General features: G+C 62.2%; 18 protein-coding genes. 11 read left to right on the forward strand and 7 right to left on the reverse strand.

Annotated elements, in window-relative coordinates; genetic code table 11:
* The first annotated feature begins 27 nt into the window (after positions 1–27).
* Positions 28–1,230 (forward strand): sensor domain-containing phosphodiesterase, encoded by a 1,203-nt coding sequence (locus P3T17_RS28330; protein ID WP_074268084.1) that lies wholly within the window; start codon positions 28–30, stop codon positions 1,228–1,230.
* Positions 1,231–1,342: 112 nt separating this feature from the next.
* Positions 1,343–1,969, forward strand: coding sequence for a LysE family translocator (locus P3T17_RS28335; protein WP_429409734.1), 627 nt, complete (start codon positions 1,343–1,345; stop codon positions 1,967–1,969).
* Between the two features lie 76 nt (positions 1,970–2,045).
* Here the strand turns inward: P3T17_RS28335 and P3T17_RS28340 are convergent, their stop codons facing one another.
* A complete protein-coding gene (locus tag P3T17_RS28340) occupies positions 2,046–3,203 on the reverse strand; it encodes a porin (RefSeq protein ID WP_429409735.1) in 1,158 nt (385 codons plus the stop codon).
* 458 nt (positions 3,204–3,661) lie between these two features.
* On the opposite strand from P3T17_RS28340, the gene P3T17_RS28345 reads away from it, so the two are divergent.
* Positions 3,662–4,036, forward strand: coding sequence for a hypothetical protein (locus tag P3T17_RS28345; RefSeq protein WP_074268081.1), 375 nt, complete (start codon positions 3,662–3,664; stop codon positions 4,034–4,036).
* Positions 4,037–4,081: 45 nt separating this feature from the next.
* On the opposite strand, the gene P3T17_RS28350 is transcribed toward P3T17_RS28345, so the two are convergent.
* From P3T17_RS28350 to P3T17_RS28365, 4 genes are all read right to left on the reverse strand, one after another.
* Positions 4,082–6,436, reverse strand: a complete 2,355-nt coding sequence (locus tag P3T17_RS28350; protein WP_429409736.1) for an LPS-assembly protein LptD — start codon at positions 6,434–6,436, stop codon at positions 4,082–4,084.
* 259 nt (positions 6,437–6,695) lie between these two features.
* The gene (pdxA, locus tag P3T17_RS28355; protein WP_074269388.1) at positions 6,696–7,697 is read right to left on the reverse strand and encodes a 4-hydroxythreonine-4-phosphate dehydrogenase PdxA; all 1,002 of its coding nucleotides are present in this window, start codon (positions 7,695–7,697) and stop codon (positions 6,696–6,698) included.
* A 53-nt stretch (positions 7,698–7,750) separates the two neighbouring features.
* Positions 7,751–9,016, reverse strand: a complete 1,266-nt coding sequence (locus P3T17_RS28360) for a four-carbon acid sugar kinase family protein (RefSeq protein WP_429409737.1) — start codon at positions 9,014–9,016, stop codon at positions 7,751–7,753.
* Positions 9,013–10,029, reverse strand: coding sequence for a 2-keto-3-deoxygluconate permease (locus tag P3T17_RS28365; RefSeq protein WP_429409738.1), 1,017 nt, complete (start codon positions 10,027–10,029; stop codon positions 9,013–9,015). Before P3T17_RS28365 ends, P3T17_RS28360 begins: the two co-directional genes overlap by 4 nt.
* A gap of 194 nt (positions 10,030–10,223) precedes the next feature.
* Between P3T17_RS28365 and P3T17_RS28370 the strand changes: the two genes are divergently transcribed.
* The 4 genes from P3T17_RS28370 to P3T17_RS28385 all read left to right on the forward strand — a co-directional run bounded on the left by P3T17_RS28370 (position 10,224) and on the right by P3T17_RS28385 (position 17,185).
* The gene (locus tag P3T17_RS28370) at positions 10,224–11,000 is read left to right on the forward strand and encodes a DeoR/GlpR family DNA-binding transcription regulator (protein WP_074268078.1); all 777 of its coding nucleotides are present in this window, start codon (positions 10,224–10,226) and stop codon (positions 10,998–11,000) included.
* A gap of 315 nt (positions 11,001–11,315) precedes the next feature.
* Positions 11,316–14,507, forward strand: a complete 3,192-nt coding sequence (locus P3T17_RS28375) for an efflux RND transporter permease subunit (RefSeq protein WP_429409739.1) — start codon at positions 11,316–11,318, stop codon at positions 14,505–14,507.
* Positions 14,497–15,684, forward strand: a complete 1,188-nt coding sequence (locus P3T17_RS28380; RefSeq protein ID WP_074268076.1) for an efflux RND transporter periplasmic adaptor subunit — start codon at positions 14,497–14,499, stop codon at positions 15,682–15,684. Before P3T17_RS28375 ends, P3T17_RS28380 begins: the two co-directional genes overlap by 11 nt.
* Positions 15,677–17,185 (forward strand): efflux transporter outer membrane subunit, encoded by a 1,509-nt coding sequence (locus tag P3T17_RS28385; protein ID WP_429409740.1) that lies wholly within the window; start codon positions 15,677–15,679, stop codon positions 17,183–17,185. Before P3T17_RS28380 ends, P3T17_RS28385 begins: the two co-directional genes overlap by 8 nt.
* Positions 17,186–17,241: 56 nt before the next feature.
* Here the strand turns inward: P3T17_RS28385 and P3T17_RS28390 are convergent, their stop codons facing one another.
* Positions 17,242–18,123 (reverse strand): LysR family transcriptional regulator, encoded by an 882-nt coding sequence (locus P3T17_RS28390; RefSeq protein WP_074268074.1) that lies wholly within the window; start codon positions 18,121–18,123, stop codon positions 17,242–17,244.
* Between the two features lie 136 nt (positions 18,124–18,259).
* Between P3T17_RS28390 and P3T17_RS28395 the strand changes: the two genes are divergently transcribed.
* From P3T17_RS28395 to P3T17_RS28405, 3 genes are all read left to right on the forward strand, one after another.
* Positions 18,260–19,045, forward strand: coding sequence for an SDR family oxidoreductase (locus tag P3T17_RS28395; protein ID WP_429409741.1), 786 nt, complete (start codon positions 18,260–18,262; stop codon positions 19,043–19,045).
* A 34-nt stretch (positions 19,046–19,079) separates the two neighbouring features.
* On the forward strand, positions 19,080–19,808 hold the full coding sequence (locus tag P3T17_RS28400; protein WP_429409742.1) for a ribonuclease activity regulator RraA: 729 nt from the start codon (positions 19,080–19,082) through the stop codon (positions 19,806–19,808).
* A 128-nt stretch (positions 19,809–19,936) separates the two neighbouring features.
* Complete coding sequence (locus P3T17_RS28405; RefSeq protein WP_429409743.1) at positions 19,937–20,707, forward strand: c-type cytochrome; 771 nt, start codon at positions 19,937–19,939, stop codon at positions 20,705–20,707.
* A gap of 19 nt (positions 20,708–20,726) precedes the next feature.
* On the opposite strand, the gene P3T17_RS28410 is transcribed toward P3T17_RS28405, so the two are convergent.
* On the reverse strand, positions 20,727–21,035 hold the full coding sequence (locus P3T17_RS28410) for a putative quinol monooxygenase (protein ID WP_074268071.1): 309 nt from the start codon (positions 21,033–21,035) through the stop codon (positions 20,727–20,729).
* A gap of 195 nt (positions 21,036–21,230) precedes the next feature.
* On the opposite strand from P3T17_RS28410, the gene P3T17_RS28415 reads away from it, so the two are divergent.
* Positions 21,231–22,181, forward strand: coding sequence for an oxidoreductase (locus tag P3T17_RS28415; protein WP_429409744.1), 951 nt, complete (start codon positions 21,231–21,233; stop codon positions 22,179–22,181).
* Positions 22,182–22,203: the final 22 nt, after the last annotated feature.

Below are 22,203 nucleotides of genomic sequence, written 5' to 3' on the forward strand. Positions count from 1 at the left end.
CGAATTCACCATGGGTACCGCTATACGATGAGCGAAGCGTATTCTTATCTTCTACCCAGCGTAAACAGCGCGTTTCAGCCCATTGTGTCTCTTGCCCATCTGACGCCCCTGGGATATGAGGCGTTGCTGCGTTCATCGATTAACGGCAGGCCCTGTTCACCGATCGAAGCGTTTCGCCGCGCAGCGCTCGTCGATCGCACCGGCGAATTCGAACGCGAATGCGTGCGTTGTCACACGGGTCAGTTCGCACGCCGTGCCGACCACGAAAGCGTTCTGTTCATCAATGTACAACCTGAAGTACTGATTCATCCGGTTCACGGACCGGGCCTCATTGCGGACATCCTCGGCTGCGGCATCCCTTCCTCACGCCTCGCGATCGAAGTGCTCGAAACCCCGCTGCCAAGAAGTCAAACGCTCGTCGATGTGGCCAACCAGTTACGGCAACATGGCCTGCTCATCGCACTCGACGATTTTGGCGCCGGCGAAACCAACCTGAGCCGGGTCTGGGATCTGCGTCCTGATGTGGTCAAGCTCGATCGCGAACTGATCAGACAGGCGGCGATGAGCCATCGCAATGCACGCAGTCTGCGGCGGCTGGTTGGCCTCTTGCATGAAATTGGCACCCTCGTTGCCATCGAAGGCGTGGAAACGGAAACGGAAGCGCTGTTGTGCCTCGATTGCGATGCCGACTTCGCACAAGGCTACTACTTCGGCAGGCCCGCGCCGTTACCCGAGAACGGCGAATTGGTCGTGACCGGCACCGAACACCTGCTAGAAGACTTTCACAGTACCGAGCGGATCAAGCCGATTGCCGACCTGGTGGCGTTGCAGCCCTACCGGGAGGCGTTCCGGGATGTCACGCACGCCTTCTGCATGGGCGAAAGTTTCGCCGATATCGCGCCGCGCTTCCTCGCCCTTCCGCTGTCGATTCGCATGTTCCTGCTGGATCAACACGGCGCACAGATCGACAGACAGGTGGAATCGACCGACCACCCGATGCGCAAGCAATCTCGCTTCCCCATGCTCGGAAGAAGCAAGGGTGCCAACTGGTCGAAACGGCCATATTTCAGAGACGCGGTGAGTCATCCAGGCGAGGCCGTCGTCAGCGAGCCTTATGTCACCTCGGGATCGATGAATCTTTGCGTGACGCTCGCTGCATGTGTCGAAAGCGGCGGGGTCAGGTACGTCGTTTGCGGCGACGTCCTCTTCGAGGAACTGGGAAGCTATTGAGGCGCTGCCGGACCTCGCATTCCGCGCTTCGTCAACGCAACGGTTCGACATTGCGCTCCAGATCGCCGACAATCGCACATAATCTGGGTCCACCTCTGCTCGCGTCAATCCAATGCTTTCAACTTCAAGTGCCGCATTGCTGGCTTTAGGCAGCGCTATCGTGCTGGTCGTGCCTGGCCCAACCAACACCTTGCTCGCCACTGCGGGGCTGCGACGGGGTATGAGGCGCTCGGCACATCTGACGGGCGGCGAATTCGCCGGCTACCTTGTGTCGATTTCGGCGTGGGGACTTTTTCTTTCACATGCGGCAACGTCGCTCACCTGGCTGCCTACGCTGTTGCGGCTCGCGAGCAGCCTGTATCTTGCGTACCTCTCGGTTCGCATGTGGCAGACGGCGAACTCCTTTTCTTCGTCGACACACGCGACAATCGGCCTGCGTACCCTGTTCGTCGCCACGTTGCTCAATCCGAAAGCCATCCTGTTTGCCGGCACCATCTTTCCGGCGGCGGTGTTCCAGAGCCTCGGCGCCTATCTTGAAGCCATGGTGATCTTCACTGCCCTGCTCGTCCCCATCGGCCTGCTATGGATCACTTTCGGCGCGGGACTCGGCAGCGGCCGCCTGAAGCGGGTTAATCCTGTGCACGTCCAACGTTGCGCGTCGATCATTCTGGCTGCATTCTCTTTGTCACTCGCGTGGGCAGCGTTGCATCAGGTGGTGCGGTTTTCAGGTTCAGCGTAAGCATGAAGCCGGTCACCTGAACTCGCGCAGGCGACCGGCTTTTCGCATCCCCCAGTATGGATGCCCGACTGACCCGTTAGAACTTGTGACGGATGCCGATACTGATCAAGTCCTGCGAACTGGTTCCTGCCACACCATACGAACCGATCGAAGCCTCGGCGCTGCTCACAGTGCCGTCGCTGTTCAACTGCTCGCCGCTGGCGTGTTGCCATGCGCCGACCAGATACACGTCCGTGCGCTTCGAGATGTTGTAGTCCGCGCCCAGCGAAATCTGGTTATACGTCGCGCCCGTATCGCCGCTCGCCCTCGTGTAGCTGTAACCGAGGCCTAGCAGCAGCGCCGGCGTTGCCTGGTAGTTCAGGAAGGCTTGCCCCGTGTTGAACTTTTCCGTCACGAGGAACGCCGACTGTGCATCCGCCTTATACATCGAGTTGCTGTAGCTCAGACCGAACGTGTAGGGACCTGCAACATACTGCGCGGCGACGCGTGCGATGTTGATCGACTTCGCCGTGTCATAACCGGTGTTGACGGGACCATCGAACGTGCCATCCGATGTCGAGGACCAGCCCGTTCGCGTGGCGGCGGTCGTGTCTGCATTGTCCGCTACGAAGTAACCGGCCGAGAGCGCAAGCGGGCCGTTGTTGTACGCCGCAGCTACCGACCACGTCTGCCCCGACCCGGTCGCGCCTGCCGTGCCGCCCAATGCGTAAAGCCCTTCCACCTGCAGACCGCCGAACACCGGCGACACATACTTCAGCGAATTGTTGGTGCGCGAACTGTTGTCGTAATTGTCTACGTCGCCTGCGGTCGCAAACGCGCTGCCGAAGTAGTTATCGGCCGTTATACCCTGCACCAGGTCCACAAGAGGATCGTACTGACGCCCAGCGGTAAACGTGCCGTAACTGTCGCTCTGCAGGCCGACATAGGCCTGGCGGCCGAACTCCGACGTGGTCCCGTTATAGGTGCCCATCTTGCCGTTGTTCAGGTTAAAGCCGTCTTCCAGCTGGAAGATCGCCTTCAGTCCGCCACCCAGATCTTCCGAGCCCTTAAGACCCCAGCGATCGCCCGACAGGTTGCCGGAATAGAGCCCGACCGCATTGCCGCCGGTCGACGTAGCGTTATGTGTGTACTGGACCGATTCGTCGAGGATCCCGTACAGCGTGATGCTGCTTTGAGCGTAAGCGACCTTGGCGGCGCTCATCAGCAACGCCATTGTCACAACGGACTTTTTCATCTGTGGTTCTCCGAGGATAAACTTGAATAACGCTGTGCACGCTGCGATCGGATCGGTGGGGACCTACCGATTTTTTCAGCACACACGAGCCTGTGCGTTTCGATATCCCGCCTGCTGGCTATGCAGCGTCTGCCGGACGTCGCTATTAGCTCACAGCCCTTTGCGCGAATCGTTGGCAACGAACCACAGCGGGCTTTCGCTTTCTTTCGTGATCCGAAGTTTGTAATCCGGGACGTATCAGAAGGCATAAAGTCGACCGGTTTCAGGTTCGCTTCGCATCATCGGACAACGAACCTGTAAGCGAGTAATGACGTGGAACATACCCGTAACCAGAGCGGAATCTGCGATTGCTAGCATGAAGACCTTGGCTTCCGGGAAGCGACGTTGCATCGCTTTCCGCAAGCCAGCTAATGCTTTGCCGGCACCAGCAACATGCTTTACGTATCTGGAGGTGTTCTATGTACCAACGTATGTCTTTCGAACCCGTGCAAGTATCCGGAACCGCTGCACTCCGCTTTGTCATCGGAGACAACGCAGCACTGCTGAATGCTCACGAAATTGACGACCTCATTGCGCAACTCGGCGAGATCCGCAGGCAGATGCCCCCGGCCCCTCCACCTCAACCTCTGCGTACCGTGATGTATTCGCTTGAAGTCGACCCGTGCTGGTACGTCGACAAAGGCCCTCTTGTTGACGGCGCAGTCCTTCTGCTAAGGCATACGGGTTTCGGTTGGCTTTGCTTTTCCCTGCCACCGCCGAGCCTCTCCAGACTGGAGAAGGCATTAAGCGTCCAGCTTCCCATGACGGTTGCAATGAGCGCGACCGCCAATTGAGCTTCCGTTCGAGGTGAAGCGCCCGGGCTCCCCTCCACACCACCCCTACTGGTAATCGCTGAAGCGCGAATCCGCAGGCACCGTGGATGGCAGCGCCGTATAGCCCGGGACGCTCGACTGAAACTGCTGAAGCAGGCCGTTGTCGATCCTCGAAAATCCCTTGAGCTGCAGTTGCAGCAACACCCGTGTGCCACTGGTGGGCTCCCCCGTGGTGTCGTCCTCTTCGCTGTACTTCTGTACCGCCAGACTTAGCGACCAGCACTGCGCGTCATACTGAACGCCAAGCAATCCGGCAATCAGGTGATGCGACAGCATGTCGTAATTGAAGCGGCCCACGGTAGAGAGGTTGCGAGTCAACGGCCATTGAGCCGACAGGATCACCTGATTTTCCGGTTCATCGTCGATGGTCGTGTTATCGCGAATGTAGCGATACCCGAAATTCACCACTTCGCGGTCCGCAGGCTTCCATGTAAAACCCACGGTCGCGGCGTCGATGCGGTTATACCGTTCGTCGTATTCCATCGACTGCTCTGCCGAGACATCACGCCCCACCTTGAACGAGGTCCCCATCGCCAAGGAAGCGCCGCGCAGATCGGTTTCCGGTTCATCCTCCACCAAGGTCACCTCGGGATTGGTGAAATAGTATTCCTGCGCAATGGTGAAGCGCGCCCGCTCGTCACCCGTCGAAGGGTCGATAAAGCGTGTCGTCAAACCGCTCGTCAGGCGATTCAGGTCGGCCACGCGATCGCCGCCCACAAAAGTGTTGCTGGTGAAAATCTCCGCAAGACCAAAGTCCGCCTGGGCGGTATCGAAGATCGGCGCGAATGTCTGATTACGATACGGTGTGTAGACGTAATAGAGCCGCGGCTCCAGGGTCTGGATGTAGCTCGTGCCGAACAGATTGACGCTGCGCTCGAAGACCATTCCGGAATCGAGCGTGAGGGTGGGTACGTTGTAACTAAAGGTCTTGGGTTGACCGGTCGGCGCGGAACTGCTGATCGACGTCAGATCGTACGCCGCAAAATGCCATTGCAGCTTCGGTGTAAAAAACCAGCCCGGATGCACGATCGGGTAGCTGACGTACGGGTTGAACACAAGGCGGCTGCCTTCCGTGGCGCCCGCAGTGTCGATGGTGAAGCGCGTCGCGTCGGCCTCGGCGCCGAAATCGAAGCCGGCGACATTGTATTTCGCGTACTTGACGTCGACTTCCGGTTCGCGGTTGTACGAAGGACTGGTCGTAAACGATTGCCAGTGCTGATCGCGGAACAGCATGGACCACGGTCCGTCGTTATAGGTCAAACCCGCTTCCTGCTGGAACTCCGTGGTGGCCGCAAGCGGAACTGCACTGCCTTCAGCGAGGTCGGTGGTCACGTTCGAATCCGACACACGGTTGTAATTCACGTACGCGCCAAAACCGTTTCCAAGATTCTGGTTGTGGATGAAGGTGATCGCGTAACGGTTGGTTTTGGTGATCTCATCGTCCGGCAGAAACGAAGCGCTCAGGCTTCCCGAGTAGTCAGGCGAAAGATAGCGAAAGTCCTCGGACAGCATGGCGCCACGCTTCGAGAGAAAGCGCGGCGTCAGGGTCAAATCGTAGTTCGGTGCCAGGTTGAAATAATATGGAAGCTCGATATCCTCACCGTTCGTCGAACTCACGGAGAAGGTAGGCGGAAGCACGCCGCTGCGGCGATCGCCGTTGAGCGGAAACGACAACCACGGGCTGGCGAAGATGGGCACGCCCTCGAAAAAAATCACACCGTTTCGTGCTACGCCTACGTTCGTCCCGTTGTCGATATCGAAGCGCGAGGCTTTGACGTACCACGCGGGATCGTCCACGCACTGGCAGCCCGTATAAGTACCCTGGTGAATCACGGAGCGGTCGTTGTCGACAATGTCGATACGCGCGGCGCTGCCGGAACCGTTCGTCAGGTTGAAGTGATATTTCGGTGCAGTCATGTAACCCTCCGACGCATCGATCCTCAGATGCGCCTCGGGGCCGACGAACACGTCGCCATTCCTTACGACATGTACGTTGCCGTATGCATCGGCCACGTCCGTGTCCTCGTCGTAATAGATGGCATCGCCCTTCACGACGGTGGCGTTCACGCGTATTTCGCCATGGCCCTTTAGCGCGATGCCGGTGGCCGACACGCCGTAGACCATATCGCCAAGACCGAATTCGACCGCTGCCTGGCCGAGCCGCAGCAGATGCTCTTCGAGTTGAGGCGCAAAGCGCAGGCCCCATGGGCCGTCGAGCGATTGAGGTTGCGCGGCTGCACCGCTCAGCTGGGCGTGCGCTTGAGGCCAGGTAAGACTGGCTACCGCCGCGGCGATGGCCGCAAGGCGCGGCGCACGCACCACCCAGACGATCGACGCGCGTCGCAGACACTTTCGCAGCAACCGCGCCGCCCTGCCGGGCCGGATACGCGGCCGGTAGATCAACTTCCTGCTATCAGACAATGATTCTGGCTTCGCTCAAGGGTTTATCCGTCGCATACGCGCGGGCCCCCTCGTGGGCCTAAAAATCCGTGGGGGCGCGACGCTCTGCGTAGACAATCACGGTAGCGCGCACCGCCCTTTCGCAGGTTACCGGTTCGATACAGATCCTTATCTGCGCTACAGCGCGCGCTTGAGCCGACCGTTCATCCTGCCTGTCATCTCAGGCGCGCCGGGTAGCCAGTTCAGCGCCCTGACGCAATGCTTCGAGCATGCTGCGTTCGTCTGCGATGCCTTTACCGGCAATATCGAACGCGGTGCCGTGATCGACCGAAGTACGGATCACATCGAGGCCAACCGTCACGTTGACGCCCGCCTCGAGGCCCAGCACCTTCACCGGGCCGTGACCCTGGTCGTGGTACATCGCGACCACCAGATCGAAGTCGCCGCGGCCGGCGCGGTAAAACAGCGTGTCCGCGGGCAACGGTCCTTCGATGTCCCAGCCGCGCTCGCGCAGAAGCTGCACTGCGGGGACGATCTTTTCTTCTTCCTCGCCATAGCCGAACAGGCCGTTCTCACCCGCGTGCGGATTGATGCCGCACACGGCAATGCGCGGATTGGCGATACCCGCCTTGACGAGCGTGGCATGACCCCGCTCGATCGTGCGCTGTACGAGGCCCGGTTCGATCTTGCGAATTGCGTCGATGATGCCAATATGCGTCGTCACGTGAATCACACGCAATTGCGGCGCGACGAGCATCATCGACACTTCGTCGATGCCGGTGAGGTGCGCAAGCATCTCCGTGTGCCCGGGATACTTGTGGCCACCCGCATGCAAGGCTTCCTTGTTCAGCGGCGCCGTGCAGATCGCGTCGATCTCACCGCTTTTGGCCAGCTCGACGGCGCGCGCAATGTAGCGATAGGCAGCGTCGCCGGCAACGGCAGACAACGTGCCAAATGGCAGGCCCGCGGGGATCAGGCCGAGATCGATGCAGTTGATGATGCCAGGCTCATAGCGCGCCTCCGAGGCCTTCTCGATGCGTCGTACGCTTGCCGTGCCGCCGACAATCCGGTTGGCCTCTTCGAGACGCCCAGCGTCGCCGATCACGAGCGGGCGGCACTGCCGGTAGAGCGATTCGTGCGTCAAGCTCTTGACCACGACTTCGGGGCCCACGCCGGCTGCATCGCCCATCGTGATGCCGATGACTGGAAGGTAGTTGCTCATCATGTTCTGCCTGAGTTTCAGTGAGTTCGTTGGTGGACCATGAGGTCCATGATTCATGAGTCCGTGCGCGTGACTTCCGCGAGGCCTCGAAGATGAAGGTAAGCGCCATACAGCGCATGCTCGGTGCCAAACGCGCCGGCTTTAGTGACGACCGTGAGATGCTCATGTCCATGCGGACGCGCAACCGCCACACCCGGTTCGATTTCCGAGAGCAAGCGAAGGCTTTCGATCCCAACCGCACCGAGCATGGCGCGCGCGGTCTCGCCGCCGGTGACGATCAGGCCGCCGAGATGCTCAAAGCACGGAGCGACGAGTGCCGCGAGCGCCGCGGACAATTGGGCGCCTTCGGCCGGATCAAACGCGTCGTCGCGGCCAATTCGCGCCAGCAGATCGGTGCGGCCAGCGAGGTATCCGGCAATGCGGCTCTGCCACGCTGCCCACTGCGGGTGGAGCGCGCCATCGCGCAACACCGCGGGCGGCACGATCACCTCGTCGACACCCGCGCGTTCGCGCAGCATCGCACACTGTTGCGCGGACACCGCCGACAGGCTGCCGACCAGAATCAGCACGGCGCCATCACGAGCGTGCGTGGTGGGCTGCGCTTCGGTATCGTCAACGGGTACAGCGGAGAAGAGCTCGTCCAATGCAGCAAGCTCACGCGCAAGACCACCTGAGCCAACCCAGAAGCACGGCGCTTCCAGCGCGAGCGTCGCTTGTGCAAGCGCTCTCAGGTCCGCTTCGGTGTGCGCGTCGACGATCAGTGCGTTCGTGCCGCTCTGCGCCACACTGGCGATCGCGGCACGCAAGGACTCCTGCTCACTGCGTAATCCATCGACGCCCAGCAATGCGGTAGTGAGGCCAGCCGACTCCAGCATCGCCCATAGATCGGCTGACTGGCCGGCGTGCTCGAGTTTCCAGGTCTCCGTGTCGCCGAGCGGCACGCCGCGCACGAACACTCTGCCGCCGTCTACCGTGCGGCCGGTGGCCGGAAAAGCGGGCGCCACGATCGCGAGACCGGCGAGCGGCTGCAAGGCCGCGACTTCGGCAGCCCAGTTGCCGCGCAAGGTGGAGTCGATCTTCTTGTACAAACGGCGCCCCGGCGCGCGCTGCGCCTGCCAGGCCGCACCGGCGCAATGCGCGGCCTCGGCTGGCGGCATCCGGCGCGTGTCGGTATCCACGGCGACCACGTCCGCGCCGCTCATCGCGCGCGTGGCCGTCAGCGTGACAGCAGTGTGCCTTCCTGCGCCCGCAAAGGCGATCGCGCAGTCCGCGGCGCCGGACAGGTCATCAGCAAGAATCAGAAGACTCGTATGACTCACCGCCTGGCTCCTGCTGTCGAATGGTTCGTGTCCTTGCTCTCACTCGTGCCTTTTGCTGCCCGCTTTGCTACGCGCTTTGCGACGGCCGCGGTCAGGATCGGCGAGAGGATCGCCGTCACCACCACGCAGGCGGCCACCAGCAGCGTTGCGCTTTTCGCAGCCTCCGCATAGACCGGATTGGCCGCGGCGATCAAGGCCGGCACCGCCGCCCCATTGCCGGCCGTATTCGCAGCGGCGACGCCTGCCACCCCGGTGCCGCCTGTCAGGCGATCAGTCAGGTACAGCGGAATACCCGTTACGACCACCACGGCGACGCCCAGACCAATGCCCAGCAAACCGGCCTGCCAGACCTTGTGCAGATCGAGACTGGCGCCGAGTGCGAGCGCAAAGAACGGAATCATGACCGGCACCGCACGCCCGAGAAATTCGCGCATTTCGCGGTCGAGATTGCCGAGCAGCATGCCCGCCACGAGCGGCAGGATGCTGCCCACCAGCGTTTGCCATGGAAACGCCGAGAGTCCCGCCACGCCCAGGGTGACCATGGTGAGGAACGGCCCCGATTCGAGCGACATGATGGTGTACGCGCCCACGTCTTCAGATTTGCCATATTGACCCATTAGCGCCATATAGAGGCCGCCGTTCGTGTCGTTCATTGCCGCCACCACGGCAAGCGTCGACATGCCGGCGAACAGTCCGGACGGCACCGGCTGCTCGCCAAGGAAATGCCCCAGCACCATACCCACCACGATCGCCGACCCCACCTTCGCCACAAATAGCGCCCCGCCCTTCTTGAGCAGGTATGGTGTGGCCTTGATGTCGATCGCCGCGCCCATGCAGACGTAGAACACTGCAAGGATAGGCAACGCGCCGGTAAACAAGGCACTGGTGAACGAGCCGAAGAACTTCGGCATGCCTGGAAGAAAGGTCGCGACGACTGCGCCGAGCAGCAGTGGGACGATCATCATTCCGCCGGGGACGCGTTCAATTGCGCGCTTGATAGGTATCTGGGCCATGGGTGTCTCCTGTCCGTGTTTGACCGATTCAATCATTTATTTTGACTACATCGATCAGTCAGAGTGTACGGCACAGCTCCATCGTCTGCAATCCGGATGCAAATAACCCTTCAATCCAGTAAGATTTTGCTGATACGCCCGCATGGCCGGGCAAAGACTAGAATGACCGAATCGATCATTTTTGTGGCGAAGACATGAAAGTTACCAACCGCCGCGAGGCGATGCTGCAGGCTGTCCTGTCCGGCATGACCGATGTCGGCGCGCTGTGCGAACACTTCGGGATGTCCGAAGCAACGGTGCGGCGCGATCTGCGCGCGCTTGCAGAAGAGCGGCGCATCGTGCGCACGTACGGTGGCGCTGCCGCTTCGATCGGCATGCACGAGCCGGAGGAATCGCTCGACAGCCGGCGCGAAAGTTTTCGCGAGCAAAAGGCTGCGATCGCCCAGCTCGCAGCGAACCACGTTCACGACGGCGACACGATTTTTCTCGACGGCGGCACCACCACCGCCGAAGTGGCGCGACTGCTGGCCGGCCGCCGCAGCATCCGCGTCGTCACCAATAACCTGCTGGCAGTCAACCTGCTGGCGGCAAGCGAGGTGCCTGTCACGCTGATAGGCGGCGATCTGCGCCCCACCAGCATGAGCACGCTGGGGCCGCTTGCGCAGCTCGCCTTGAGCCGCGTCTCGGTAGACAAGGCGTTTCTCGGGGCCGACGGCGTCGTCGCCGGTCGCGGATTGTGTGAGGCGAGCGCCGAGCAGGCTTATCTGAAGGAGTGCATCATCAGGCAGGCCGCCCATGTCTTCGTGCTGGTGACGTCGAACAAACTGGACCGCGCGAACCAGCAGCACTGGACTCCCCTCGAGCGCGACTGGACGCTCGTCACCGATGCCCGGCCCGACGCGCCGGTGTTGGAACAGTTCGCGTTGCGCGGCGAAGTGACTATCGAAACAGCGGCACCGCAAAAAGGCTAAGCGTTTTCTTGCCGTTTCGTGCATGACTGTTTTGCGAAAACCGTCTCTTATATAACGCCTTCTCGCCCGGTACTCTGCGTCGGCTCTCCGGCGCGCAGGGGGAAAGGTGCTGGTCTGCGCCGGTCATCGCGGCATTTTTGCGCGACAGGCCGGCGAGAGCAATGGCCCGGTTAGCGGCGTTCAGAAACCTGCAATGCGTTTTTGACGTTCAGCAGAATTCCCGGGCCTTGTGTACATTCGCGCTTTAGGTTTCATTGCGCAAGCGCTTAATAAATTGCAAACCACCTCTACGTTTTTCCAAGTCCTGGAATTGTCATGCTCGGCCTAGTCCGCATTGCCCTTAGGCGACCCTACACTTTCGTCGTACTCGCGATCTTTATCCTGATCATCGGTCCGTTGTCGGCCGTCAAGACGCCGACCGACATCTTCCCCGACATCAGGATTCCGGTCATCAGCGTGGTGTGGCAATACACGGGCCTGCCGCCGGACCAGATGGTCGGCCGCATCACCTCGCCATTCGAGCGCACGTTGACGACCACCGTGAACGACGTCCAGCACATCGAGGCGGAATCGGTCGCAGGCTTTGGGATCATCAAGATCTTCTTCCAGCCGGGCGTCAATATCAGTACGGCCAATGCGCAGGTGACCGCGGTTGCGCAAACGCAGTTGCGGCAGTTGCCGCCAGGCACCACGCCGCCGCTGATCCTGAACTACAACGCTTCGACGGTGCCGATCATCCAGCTCGCGCTGTCGGGTAAAGGACTGACCGAACAGAATCTCGGCGACCTCGGTTTGAATGCGGTGCGCCCGGTCCTCACCACGGTTGCAGGGGCCGCCATCCCCTACCCGTTCGGCGGCAAGACACGTGAAGTGCAGATCGACGTCGACCCGGCCGCCATGCAGGCGCGCGGCCTGTCTGCCCAGGACGTGGCCAATGCGCTGGCTGGCCAGAATCTGATCACGCCGGTCGGTACGGAGAAAATCGGCGACTACGAATACACGCTGCAACTGAACGACGCGCCATCGCAGATCAAGGCCCTGGGCGATCTGCCGATCAAGGCCGTCAACGGCACGACCGTCTATATACGCGATGTGGCGAACGTGCGTGATGGCAACCCGCCGCAGACCAATATCGTGCACGTGAACGGCAAACGTTCGGTGCTGATGTCGGTGCTCAAGAACGGCTCGGTGTCGACGCTGGGGATCATCTCCGGCATCAAGGCACAGGTCGCCGCAGGCAAGGCCTCGTGGCCCGACAACCTGCAGATCGATGCGATCGGCGACCAGTCGATCTTCGTGCGCGCCGCCATCAGCGGCGTGGCGCGCGAAGGCGTGATTGCCGCCGTGCTGACGAGCCTGATGATTCTGCTGTTTCTCGGCAGCTGGCGCTCGACGATCATCATCGCCACCTCGATTCCGCTCGCCATTCTCGGTTCCATCGCCACCCTGTCCGCGCTCGGCGAGACGCTGAACATCATGACGCTAGGCGGCCTCGCACTCGCCGTGGGGATTCTCGTCGACGATGCGACCGTTACCATCGAAAACATCAACTGGCACCTCGAGCATGGCAAAGAGGTGGAGACCGCGATTCTCGACGGCGCCGCGCAGATCGTGACGCCCGCGTTCGTCTCGCTGCTCTGTATCTGCATTGTGTTCGTGCCGATGTTCTTCCTCGATGGTGTCGCACGCTTCCTGTTCGTGCCGATGGCCGAAGCGGTGATCTTCGCGATGATCTCGTCGTTCATCCTGTCGAGAACGCTGGTGCCGACCATGGCCAAGTACCTGCTCAAGCAGCACGTGCAAGGCGAACATGGCCATGAGGCGAAGAGTCCAGGTCCGCTCGGACGTTTCCAGCGCGGCTTCGAAGCGCGCTTCGAAAAGGTGCGTTCCGGTTATCACGGCCTGCTCGAACTCGCGCTGAACCATCGGCGTCCGTTCGTCATCGGCTTCCTCGGCTTTGTGCTGGTGTCGTTCGCGCTGGTGCCGTTTCTCGGCCGCAATTTTTTCCCGTCGGTGGATGCCGGACAGATCCTCATGCACGTGCGCGCGCCGGTCGGGGTTCGGGTCGAAAAGACTGCGCAGATCTTTGCCAATGTCGAAGGGGCCGTCCGCCAGATCATTCCGCCGGCTGACCTCGGCGCGGTCGTCGACAACATGGGCCTGCCGGTGAGCGGTATCAATACCGCCTACAACAACACCGGCACGGTCGGCTCGCAGGACGGCGACATCCAGATCGCGCTCAACGAAGGCCACGCGCCGACCGCCGAGTACGTCCGCCTCATGCGCGAGCGCTTGCCGCGCGAATTTCCCGGCGTGACGTTCTCGTTCCCGCCGGCCGACATCATCAGCCAGATTCTGAACTTCGGCTCGCCCGCACCTATCGATCTGCAGGTCCGAGGCAATAACCTGGACGCCAACTTCGCGTACGCGGACCATCTGCTGCGCCTCGTGCGTGACGTGCCGGGCGTGGTCGATGCGCGTATTGCGCAGTCGCATGCCAATCCGACCTTCAACGTCGACGTGGACCGTACGCGCGCGCAACTGGTCGGCATCAGCGAGAGCGATGTGACCAACAGCATGGTGGTGAACCTTGCCGGCTCGAGCCAGGTCGCGCCGACGTTCTGGTTGAACAACGCGAACGGGATTTCGTATCCGATCGTGATGCAAACGCCGCAATACAGCCTCGATTCGCTTGCCGCGCTGCAAAACCTGCCGATCACCGCGCGCGGCGGCAGCACCTCGCAGATCCTCGGCGGCCTGGCGACGGTGCAACGCACCAGCACCAACGAAGTGGTCAGCCAGTACAACATCCAGCCGATGGTCGAGATCTTCGCGACCACCCAGGACCGCGATCTCGGCGCCGTGGCGGCCGACATCCAGAAGATCGTGCACGACAACGCCAGCACCTTGCCCAAAGGCTCGTCGGTCGCGCTGCTCGGTCAGGTGCAGACCATGAACAGCGCCTTCACCGGCATGCTGTTCGGGCTGCTGGGTGCGGTGGTGCTGATTTATCTGCTGATCGTCATCAACTTCCAGTCGTGGGCCGACCCGTTCGTGATCGTCACGGCATTGCCGGCCGCACTGGCCGGCATTGTCTGGATGCTGTTTGCGACCCACACCACGCTCTCGGTGCCCGCGCTAACCGGCGCCATCATGTGTATGGGGGTGGCGACAGCCAACTCGATCCTCGTGGTCAGTTTCTGCCGCGAACGTCTCGCCGAGCACGGCGATCCGTTCAAGGCCGCGCTCGAAGCGGGCTTCACACGTTTCCGTCCGGTGCTGATGACCGCACTGTCGATGATCATCGGCATGGCGCCGATGGCACTCGCACTCGGCGAAGGCGGCGAACAGAACGCGCCGCTTGGCCGCGCCGTGATCGGTGGGCTGCTGTTCGCTACCACCGCATCGCTGTTCCTCGTCCCCGTCATTTTTTGTATCGTGCACGCGCGCCCAGGGCGTGCGTCCAACCCGGCACCCGCCTCGGGAGATCCTGCTCATGTCGTCTGATTCCGCTTTCCCCGTTAATCCGCCCTCGCGCCGTCCGCTGCGCATAGCCGGCGTGGTCGCGCTGCTGGTTGCGCTCGGCATTGTCGCCGCCGGTCTCGTGCTGAGAGCCGACGACGCTCACAAGCTGAAGACCTGGACCGATGCCCAGGCCGTACCGAGCGTGAGCGTCATCCAGCCGATCCGCGATGCCAACGGTCCGTCGCTGCAACTGCCCTCGCGCCTCGAAGCGTTTACCCGGGCGCCGATTTTCGCGCAGGTAAGCGGGTATCTGAAATCGTGGAATGTGGATATCGGCACACGCGTCAAAGCTGGCCAGCAACTCGCCGAAATCGAAACGCCCGAACTCGATCAGCAATTGCTGCAGGCGCGCGCGGATCTGCAGAGCGCGCAGGCGAATGCCGTAGTCGCCGGCACTACTGCAAAGCGCTGGGAAGCACTGCGCGGCACGGATTCCGTTGCGCAGCAGGACGTCGATCAACGCACGGCCGACTACACGGCGAAGGCCGCGATTGTCGCCGCGGCGAAGGCCAACGTCGATCGCCTCGTCGCCACCAAGGCCTTCGCACGCATCGTGGCGCCGTTCGACGGCGTGGTGACCGCGCGCGATACCGACGTCGGCGCACTGATCAATGCAGGCAGCGGGGGCGTAGGCCAGGAGCTGTTCGAGGTTTCCGAAGTCAAGCAGTTGCGCGTGTACGTGCAGGTGCCGCAGAACTATGCACCGGCCATCCACAACGGCACCACCGCAACGCTGACCGTTCCCGAGTATCCGGACCAGCAGTTCACCGCGCACGTGATCGCCGCGGCGGACTCGGTCAACTCGAATTCCGGCACGACGCTGGTTCAGCTACTGGTGGACAATGCCGACGGCAAGCTGTTGCCGGGCGGCTTCGCCAGCCTCAAGTTCACCTTGCCGGTTGCCTCGGATGCGGTACGCGTGCCGGCCAGCGCAGTGGTCTTCGACAGCCGCGGCGTGGTGATCGCCACGCTCGACCAGGACAATCACGTGCACTTCAAGCCGGTGAAGATCGCCCGCGATCTGGGCGACTCCGTGGAAATCGGCTCGGGTCTCGCTGCGACCGATCGCATCATCGATACCCCGCCCGACGGCCTCAGCGACGGCGACAGCGTGCAGGTCGTAACGGTTGCGGACAAGAAGGCGGCAGCACATGGTTAAAGTTCGACGCAGCGTCCGGCTTCCCGCGCTTCCTCCAATGCGTCTTCCCGCGGTACTGGCGAGCGTCGCCGCGCTCGCCGCCTGCTCGCTCGCGCCGAAGTACGATGTTCCAGCCACCCCAGTCGCCGCGCAGTACAAAACGTATGGCCCCTGGACGAGTGCGCAGCCCGCCGACCAGATCGACCGCAACGGCTGGTGGAAGATGTACGGCGACACGCAGCTCGACGATCTGGAAACGCGCCTGCTCGCCAACAACACGGATTTGCGCGCGGCCTACGCACACTACGCGCAGGCGCAGGCATTCGTGGCGCAAGTCGAGTCCGGGCTGTACCCGACCGTGAGCGCGAACGCCGTACCGCTGCGCGAACGCCAGTCCGACACCGCGCCGTTGCGCGGTAACGGGCCCGCCGACTACAACTCCGTGACGCTCGGTGCGCAGGTCAACTACAACCTCGACCTCTGGGGCCGCGTGCGCGACTCCGTGCTGGCCGGCAAGGACGAGGCGCAGGCAACCAAGGCCGATCTGGCGTCGGTGAAGCTGAGCCTCGAGGTCGAACTGGCGGACAGCTATATCCGCCTGCGTGGTCTCGACCAGCAAACCGATCTGCTGAACGCGACCGAGACGGCCTTCGCGAAGGCCCTGCAACTCACGCAGACCCTGCATAGCCACGGCATCGTCTCGGGTCTCGACGTTTCGCGCGCGCAGACGCAGTTGTCCTCGGCACAGTCGCAGTTGTCGCAGAACCTTGCGCAGCGCGCGCTGATGGAGCATGCGATCGCGGTGCTGGTGGGCACCTCCGCGGCCGAATTCAGCCTGCCGCAACAGACCGCCGCCATCGCATTGCCGGCGATTCCGACCGACCTGCCCTCCACGCTGCTGCAACGGCGCCCTGACGTGGCCGCTGCGGAACGCCGGGTCGCCGAAGCCAACGCAAAAATTGGCGTCGCACGTGCCGCTTACTTCCCGAACATCGGGCTGACCTTGCAAGGCGGTGTGCAAAGCGCCGCCTACTCGGGACTGGTTAGTGCACCGAATCTGTTCTGGGCCATCGGGCCGCAGCTCGTGCAATACGTCTTCGACGGCGGCTTGCGCCGTGCGCAACTGGATGCCGCCAAGGCCGCCACCGAAGAGGCCGGCGACCGTTATCGCGGCGTAGTGCTGACCGCCTTCGAGCAGGTCGAGGACAACCTGGCGCTGCTGTCGTATCTGGGAACGGCGCTTGGCCAGCAACGGGACGCCGCGGCCGCCGCGCAGACCTCAGTGGACCTCGCGCTGCAACAGTACAAACAGGGCACCGTGGGCTACCTCGACGTGGTGCAGGCGCAGACGGTTCAACTCGACGCACAGCGCAGCGTGCTCGACATCCAGACGCGCCAGCTAAGCGCCAACGTGCAACTGCTCGATGCGCTCGGCGGCGGGTGGTCGAGCGATGAACTCGCTCAGGTGGCGGCTACGCCGGAACTCGTCGCAACGACAGGCCAACCCGGCAAAACGCAGTAAAAACAGCGGACCAATGGCAGCCCCTTGCTGCTCCGATGCCGCGTCGCCCGCTGTGATCAGCCCCGATCCTGCTCGATAGCCTGCGCTTCAGCAGCCAGGCTGTCGATCAGCGTCGCGATCGGCTGCCGGTTCATCGCCGCCAGCCTGACGAGAATGCCGATCTCGCGCGCGAGCGGCCTGCCCGGCAGGGGGATCACCATGATCCCCGCGGTGTGCGCCACGGGCACCAGTTCGCCCGGAATGATCGAACATCCCAATCCTTCGCTCACCATCTTCAGGATTGCGGCCGGTTCATCCACTTCCATGCTGTCCATAGTCCACAAACCTTGACGCTTCAGAAACTGGTCCACCAGATGGCCGCCGTGCGAACGGCGGTCATAGCGGATGAAGGGCCGTTCGCGAAAGAGCTTGGCCAGGTCCTCCGGCGAGCCTTCTGGCGCCACGCCCACGTAGCGTTCCTGTATCAACGGAAGCCACTTCAGGTCAGCCGGCAAGCCAAGCCGGGGCTTGACCATCACCGCGACATCCAGTTCGTGCGAGTCGATCCGCGTCAGCAACTGGATCGACGTGCCGGGGATGATATTGATCTGCGCCACCGGTTGCTCCTGCCGGAAGCGCAGCAGCGCCTTCGGCAGGAAGCTGTGTTGAACCGTGGCGATCGCCCCCAGGCTGACAGGCCCTCTTCCCGCACTACGCGGGGTCTGCTTCAGGCCCTCGAACGATTCAAGAATGTGCGCCGCCTGTTCGAGCACTTCGCGGCCCTCATCGCTTAGCGTGACCGACTTGCCCGTGCGATCGAACAGCGCATAGCCCAACTCCTCCTCGAGGCGCCGGATCTGCGTGCTGACAGCCGATTGCGTCAGGCCAAGCCGGTTGCCGGCCGCCGAAAACGATTCGGTTTCCGCCGCAACGACGAAGGTTCGGAGGTAGCGAATCATGTATCGAACTTTTCCATGCTCAGGTCAAAAATTCTCCGTTTCATATCGAACTTCTAGTTGCCTATACTAACCCGGCATCGGGCCGTCCGCTATCAAGCCGACCGCTCCATCATTGCCCCTCTTTTGGAGTCGAATTTTGGATCTGGGAATTGCTGGAAAGACCGCGCTCGTGTTCGGCGCGGCAGGAGGATTGGGCAGCGGCATTGCGCGAGCGCTTGCCGCTGAAGGCGCCCGTATCGCCGTCGCCGATATCAATGCAGACGCGTTGTCGCAAACCGTGGCGGACATCGAGGCGGCAGGCGCCACGGCACTGCCCCTGCAATGGGACCTGTCCGACCTGAGTGTGATCGAGAGCCGGATGCAGGCCATTGACGACACCTTTGGCGGTGTCGACATTCTCGTCAACAACACAGGCGGACCGCCGCCCACGCCGGCGGCAGGACAGTCCGTGGAGTTGTGGAGCAAAAGCTTCGAATCGATGGTGCTGTCGGTGATCGCGATCACCGACAAGGTGTTGCCAGGCATGCGTCATCGCAAATGGGGGCGCGTGATCACCAGTACCTCGTCCGGCGTAGTTGCGCCGATTGCGGGGCTTGGTATTTCGAATGCGCTGCGCATGTCGCTGGTGGGCTGGTCCAAGACGCTGGCACGCGAAGTGGGCCGCGATGGCATCACCACGAACATCGTGCTGCCGGGCCGTATCGCCACACCGCGCATCACCTTCCTCGACGAGCAGAAAGCGAAGCGCGAAGGCCGCAGCGTCGACGAAGTGAGCGCCGAGAGCGTCGCAACGATCCCCGTTGGACGTTACGGCGATCCCCGCGAATATGCCGCGGTAGTGACGTTTCTCGCGAGCGTGCAAGCTGCTTACGTCACCGGTTCGGTGATTCGCGTCGATGGCGGCCTGATCGCCAGTATCTAACCCGCCTCACGAGCCTGATTACGGATTAATTTTCATGACTACCGAAACACTCCCTCTGCATCCCGACATTGCCAGCGCCCTAGCCGGCATCACCACCGCGACCCTGTCGACGGTTCTGCTGGAAAAAGGCATACGCAAGATCTGGATGCGCGGTCCCGCACCGCTGACCGGCAACCAGAAGCGCCAGGTGGGACGCGCGTTCACGCTGCGTTTCGTGCCGGCGCGCGAAGACCTCGCGACACCCGCGTCGTGGGCCTCGCCAATTTCGACGCGTGCTGCCATTGAAGCGATGCCGGCGGGGTGCATTACCGTGGTCGACGCAATGGGCGTCACGGATGCGGGGATTTTTGGCGACATCCTGTGCGCCCGGATGCACAAGCGCGGGGTCGCAGCGCTGATCACGGATGGCGTGGTGCGCGACGTGGTCGGCGTGGTCGACACTGGCCTGCCGGTCTGGTGCCGCGGCACGGCTGCCCCCGCGTCGGTAGCCGCGCTGACCTTTGTCGGTTGGCAAGACCCGGTCGCTTGCGGCGGCGTAGCGGTATTTCCCAATGACGTCGTGGTGGCCGATACCGACGGCGCCGTTCTGATTCCCGCGGCATTGCTCGAAGAAGTGGTCGAACTCGCCGCGCGTAAAGAACGCTTTGAGGAATGGGTGCTGCAAGAGGTCAACAGCGGCGCCGCACTACCCGGCCTCTATCCGCCCAACGCCGAAACGAAGGCCCGTTACGAAGCGGAAATTGCCAGATCGAGCGGACAGTGACACGCTGAGATTCGATTAATGGCGCTCTATAGGAATCCTCAATAGAGGCAATCGAAACATCCAACTATACCTGCGCTGGGGACCTCGGAAATAATGAATCTCCCCCCGTCTCCAGCGCAAGATATCCCATGCCATGCATTACCCCCTCGAAGCGGTCCGCCCGCCCGCATGACCGGCAAGGTCACCCGCTCCGTCGCATCGCCAATGTGCTTTCGTACGCTGTCTGGCCGCATGCGGAGTCAACGCGCAAGACATCTGCAGTATCCGTTCGCGCGTTTGCTGCGATCACGCTAGTCGCAGGCCTGAATCTGCTCGGCGCCCCGCGCGCCTTCGCAGCATCTACGCCCCCTTCCGATCCCCACAGCGGCCTCGTAGCGACATGTGCCGCGTGCCACGGCGCCGCGGGAGAAGGCTCGCCGGCATCTGCAATCCCCAGACTCGCAGGACAGAACGCCGACTACATGGCGCACGCGTTAGCAATGTTCAAGGATGGCACCCGTGCAAGCCCGGTCATGCAAGCCGTCGCGCACAATCTGTCCGACAGCGACATGCACGACCTGGCCCAATACTTTGCTGCACAGAAGCCGCCGCTCGCGCATGCCGCGGAGCCTCCACAAGCCGCGCAGGTGGAAGCTGGACGACAACTCGCGCAAATGGGTGGCGGCACTGGCCTCGCCGCCTGTTTCTCTTGCCACGCAGCCGGTGGAACCGGCATTGGCGCGCGCTTTCCCAGCATTGCGGGTCAGCCTGCGAGTTTCACAGTCGCGCGTTTGCATGAGTTTCAGGCGCGCGCGAAGAGCGGCGCCGCCAAGCCTGGGTCAATGACTGCGGTCGCGGCGCATTTGACTGATGCGCAGATCGAAGCCGCAGCTGCGTATCTGTCGACGCTGCCTCGTTAAGCGCAGGTCAATCGCGCAATCAATACGCGTGCAGCACATTGATGACGCGGCTCGCGAGCAGCGAGCGAGTCTTGCCTGCATATTCGGCCATGTGCGGCGCGGCCGCGTGCGCCTTCAACGCTTCCGCGCTTTCCCACCGTTCGACGACAGCAAACGTGTCGTTGCCGAGCGGTGTCTGAAATCCGCCGAAGTCGGGGACGTCGACGACCGCCTCGTAACTGATGCATCCCGCTTCCGCCAGCACCGCCGGACGGTTCGCGTTAAAGAGTGCCAGCACGGCTTCACGCTGGCCGGGGTGGGCGGTGATCGTAGCAAAGACATGGATCATGTGGGTAGTCTCCTGGAGGGTTTCGGCGCCGATCGCCGCATCAAATCATAGCCGCGATTGGGGAGATTTGCCGGCACACGTGCATCGTGCAGAGTGCCTTGGTATCGATTTGCCCCGCCCGTCTTACGCGGGACTTTTTTATGTCCGACTAGTGATAGTCTCAATGTTGAGTCCCACTACCCTGCGCGGATCGATATGAATACACCGTGGACCACCGCCGACATTGCATCGCAGGCCGGCAAACGCATTCTCATCACTGGAGCGAACAGCGGGATCGGCTACCACGCAGCATTGATGCTGGCTCGCAAAGGTGCGCAGGTAATGCTGGCATGCCGCGTCAAACAACGCGGTGAGGATGCGTTAGCCCGTCTGAACGCCGACGTACCCGGAGCGCACGCCGAACTGGCGCTTGTCGATCTCGCCAGCCTCGCGTCCGTGCATCAGTTCGCGCAGCAGGAACTCGCCGCGCAACGCCCGCTTCATATTCTCGTCAACAACGCGGGCGTCATGGCACCGCCGAAGCGCCTCGAAACCGCCGACGGTTTCGAGTTGCAGTTTGGCACCAACGTGCTCGGCCACTTCGCGTTGACCGCGCTCCTGATGCCCGCGCTGGAACAGGCCGCGACCGGATCGTCCGAGCGGCCGCGTGTGGTCACGATCGCTTCGATCGCACACAAACAAGGCCAGATCGACTTCAATGACCTGCAATCCACGAGGCAGTATTCGCCGATGCAAGCCTACCGGCAGTCCAAGCTCGCGGATCTGATGTTTGCTTTTGAACTCGACCGTCGTTTGCGCGCAGCAAACTCGCGCGTGATGTCAGTCGCCGCTCATCCCGGCGTCGCGAAGACGAACCTGTTTCGCGGTGGCGATCGCTCCGCCATCTCGAGAGCGGCGCGAGACCTCCTGGGGGTTGTCATCGGCGCCATGTTCAACACCGATGATGCAGGCGCCCTGCCAACTCTCTATGCGGCCACTGCAGCCAATGTCCGCGACGGCGGCTACTATGGTCCGCAAGGATGGCTGGAGGCACGCGGCAGCAGCGTCGGCGAAGCGAACGTTGCCGCCCAGGCAGGCAATACCGCCAACGCCGCGCGCTTGTGGCAGGTGTGCGAGGATCTCACCCACACTCGCTTCACCCTCTAGTACCCCTACCCCAAGTCATGCC

This window comes from Paraburkholderia sp. GAS82 (assembly GCF_050436285.1).
Taxonomy (GTDB): domain Bacteria; phylum Pseudomonadota; class Gammaproteobacteria; order Burkholderiales; family Burkholderiaceae; genus Paraburkholderia; species Paraburkholderia phenazinium_B.

Coding starts and splice junctions, on each gene's coding strand:
- pdxA (WP_074269388.1), bottom strand. CDS start 7,697: ATGAGCAACTACCTTCCAGTCATCGGCATCACGATGGGCGATGCAGCC.
- P3T17_RS28410 (WP_074268071.1), bottom strand. CDS start 21,035: ATGATCCATGTCTTTGCTACGATCACCGCCCACCCCGGCCAGCGTGAA.
- P3T17_RS28415 (WP_429409744.1), top strand. CDS start 21,231: ATGAATACACCGTGGACCACCGCCGACATTGCATCGCAGGCCGGCAAA.
- P3T17_RS28375 (WP_429409739.1), top strand. CDS start 11,316: ATGCTCGGCCTAGTCCGCATTGCCCTTAGGCGACCCTACACTTTCGTC.
- P3T17_RS28400 (WP_429409742.1), top strand. CDS start 19,080: ATGACTACCGAAACACTCCCTCTGCATCCCGACATTGCCAGCGCCCTA.
- P3T17_RS28365 (WP_429409738.1), bottom strand. CDS start 10,029: ATGGCCCAGATACCTATCAAGCGCGCAATTGAACGCGTCCCCGGCGGA.
- P3T17_RS28335 (WP_429409734.1), top strand. CDS start 1,343: ATGCTTTCAACTTCAAGTGCCGCATTGCTGGCTTTAGGCAGCGCTATC.
- P3T17_RS28340 (WP_429409735.1), bottom strand. CDS start 3,203: ATGAAAAAGTCCGTTGTGACAATGGCGTTGCTGATGAGCGCCGCCAAG.
- P3T17_RS28380 (WP_074268076.1), top strand. CDS start 14,497: ATGTCGTCTGATTCCGCTTTCCCCGTTAATCCGCCCTCGCGCCGTCCG.
- P3T17_RS28345 (WP_074268081.1), top strand. CDS start 3,662: ATGTACCAACGTATGTCTTTCGAACCCGTGCAAGTATCCGGAACCGCT.
- P3T17_RS28390 (WP_074268074.1), bottom strand. CDS start 18,123: ATGATTCGCTACCTCCGAACCTTCGTCGTTGCGGCGGAAACCGAATCG.
- P3T17_RS28370 (WP_074268078.1), top strand. CDS start 10,224: ATGAAAGTTACCAACCGCCGCGAGGCGATGCTGCAGGCTGTCCTGTCC.
- P3T17_RS28330 (WP_074268084.1), top strand. CDS start 28: ATGAGCGAAGCGTATTCTTATCTTCTACCCAGCGTAAACAGCGCGTTT.
- P3T17_RS28385 (WP_429409740.1), top strand. CDS start 15,677: ATGGTTAAAGTTCGACGCAGCGTCCGGCTTCCCGCGCTTCCTCCAATG.
- P3T17_RS28405 (WP_429409743.1), top strand. CDS start 19,937: ATGCCATGCATTACCCCCTCGAAGCGGTCCGCCCGCCCGCATGACCGG.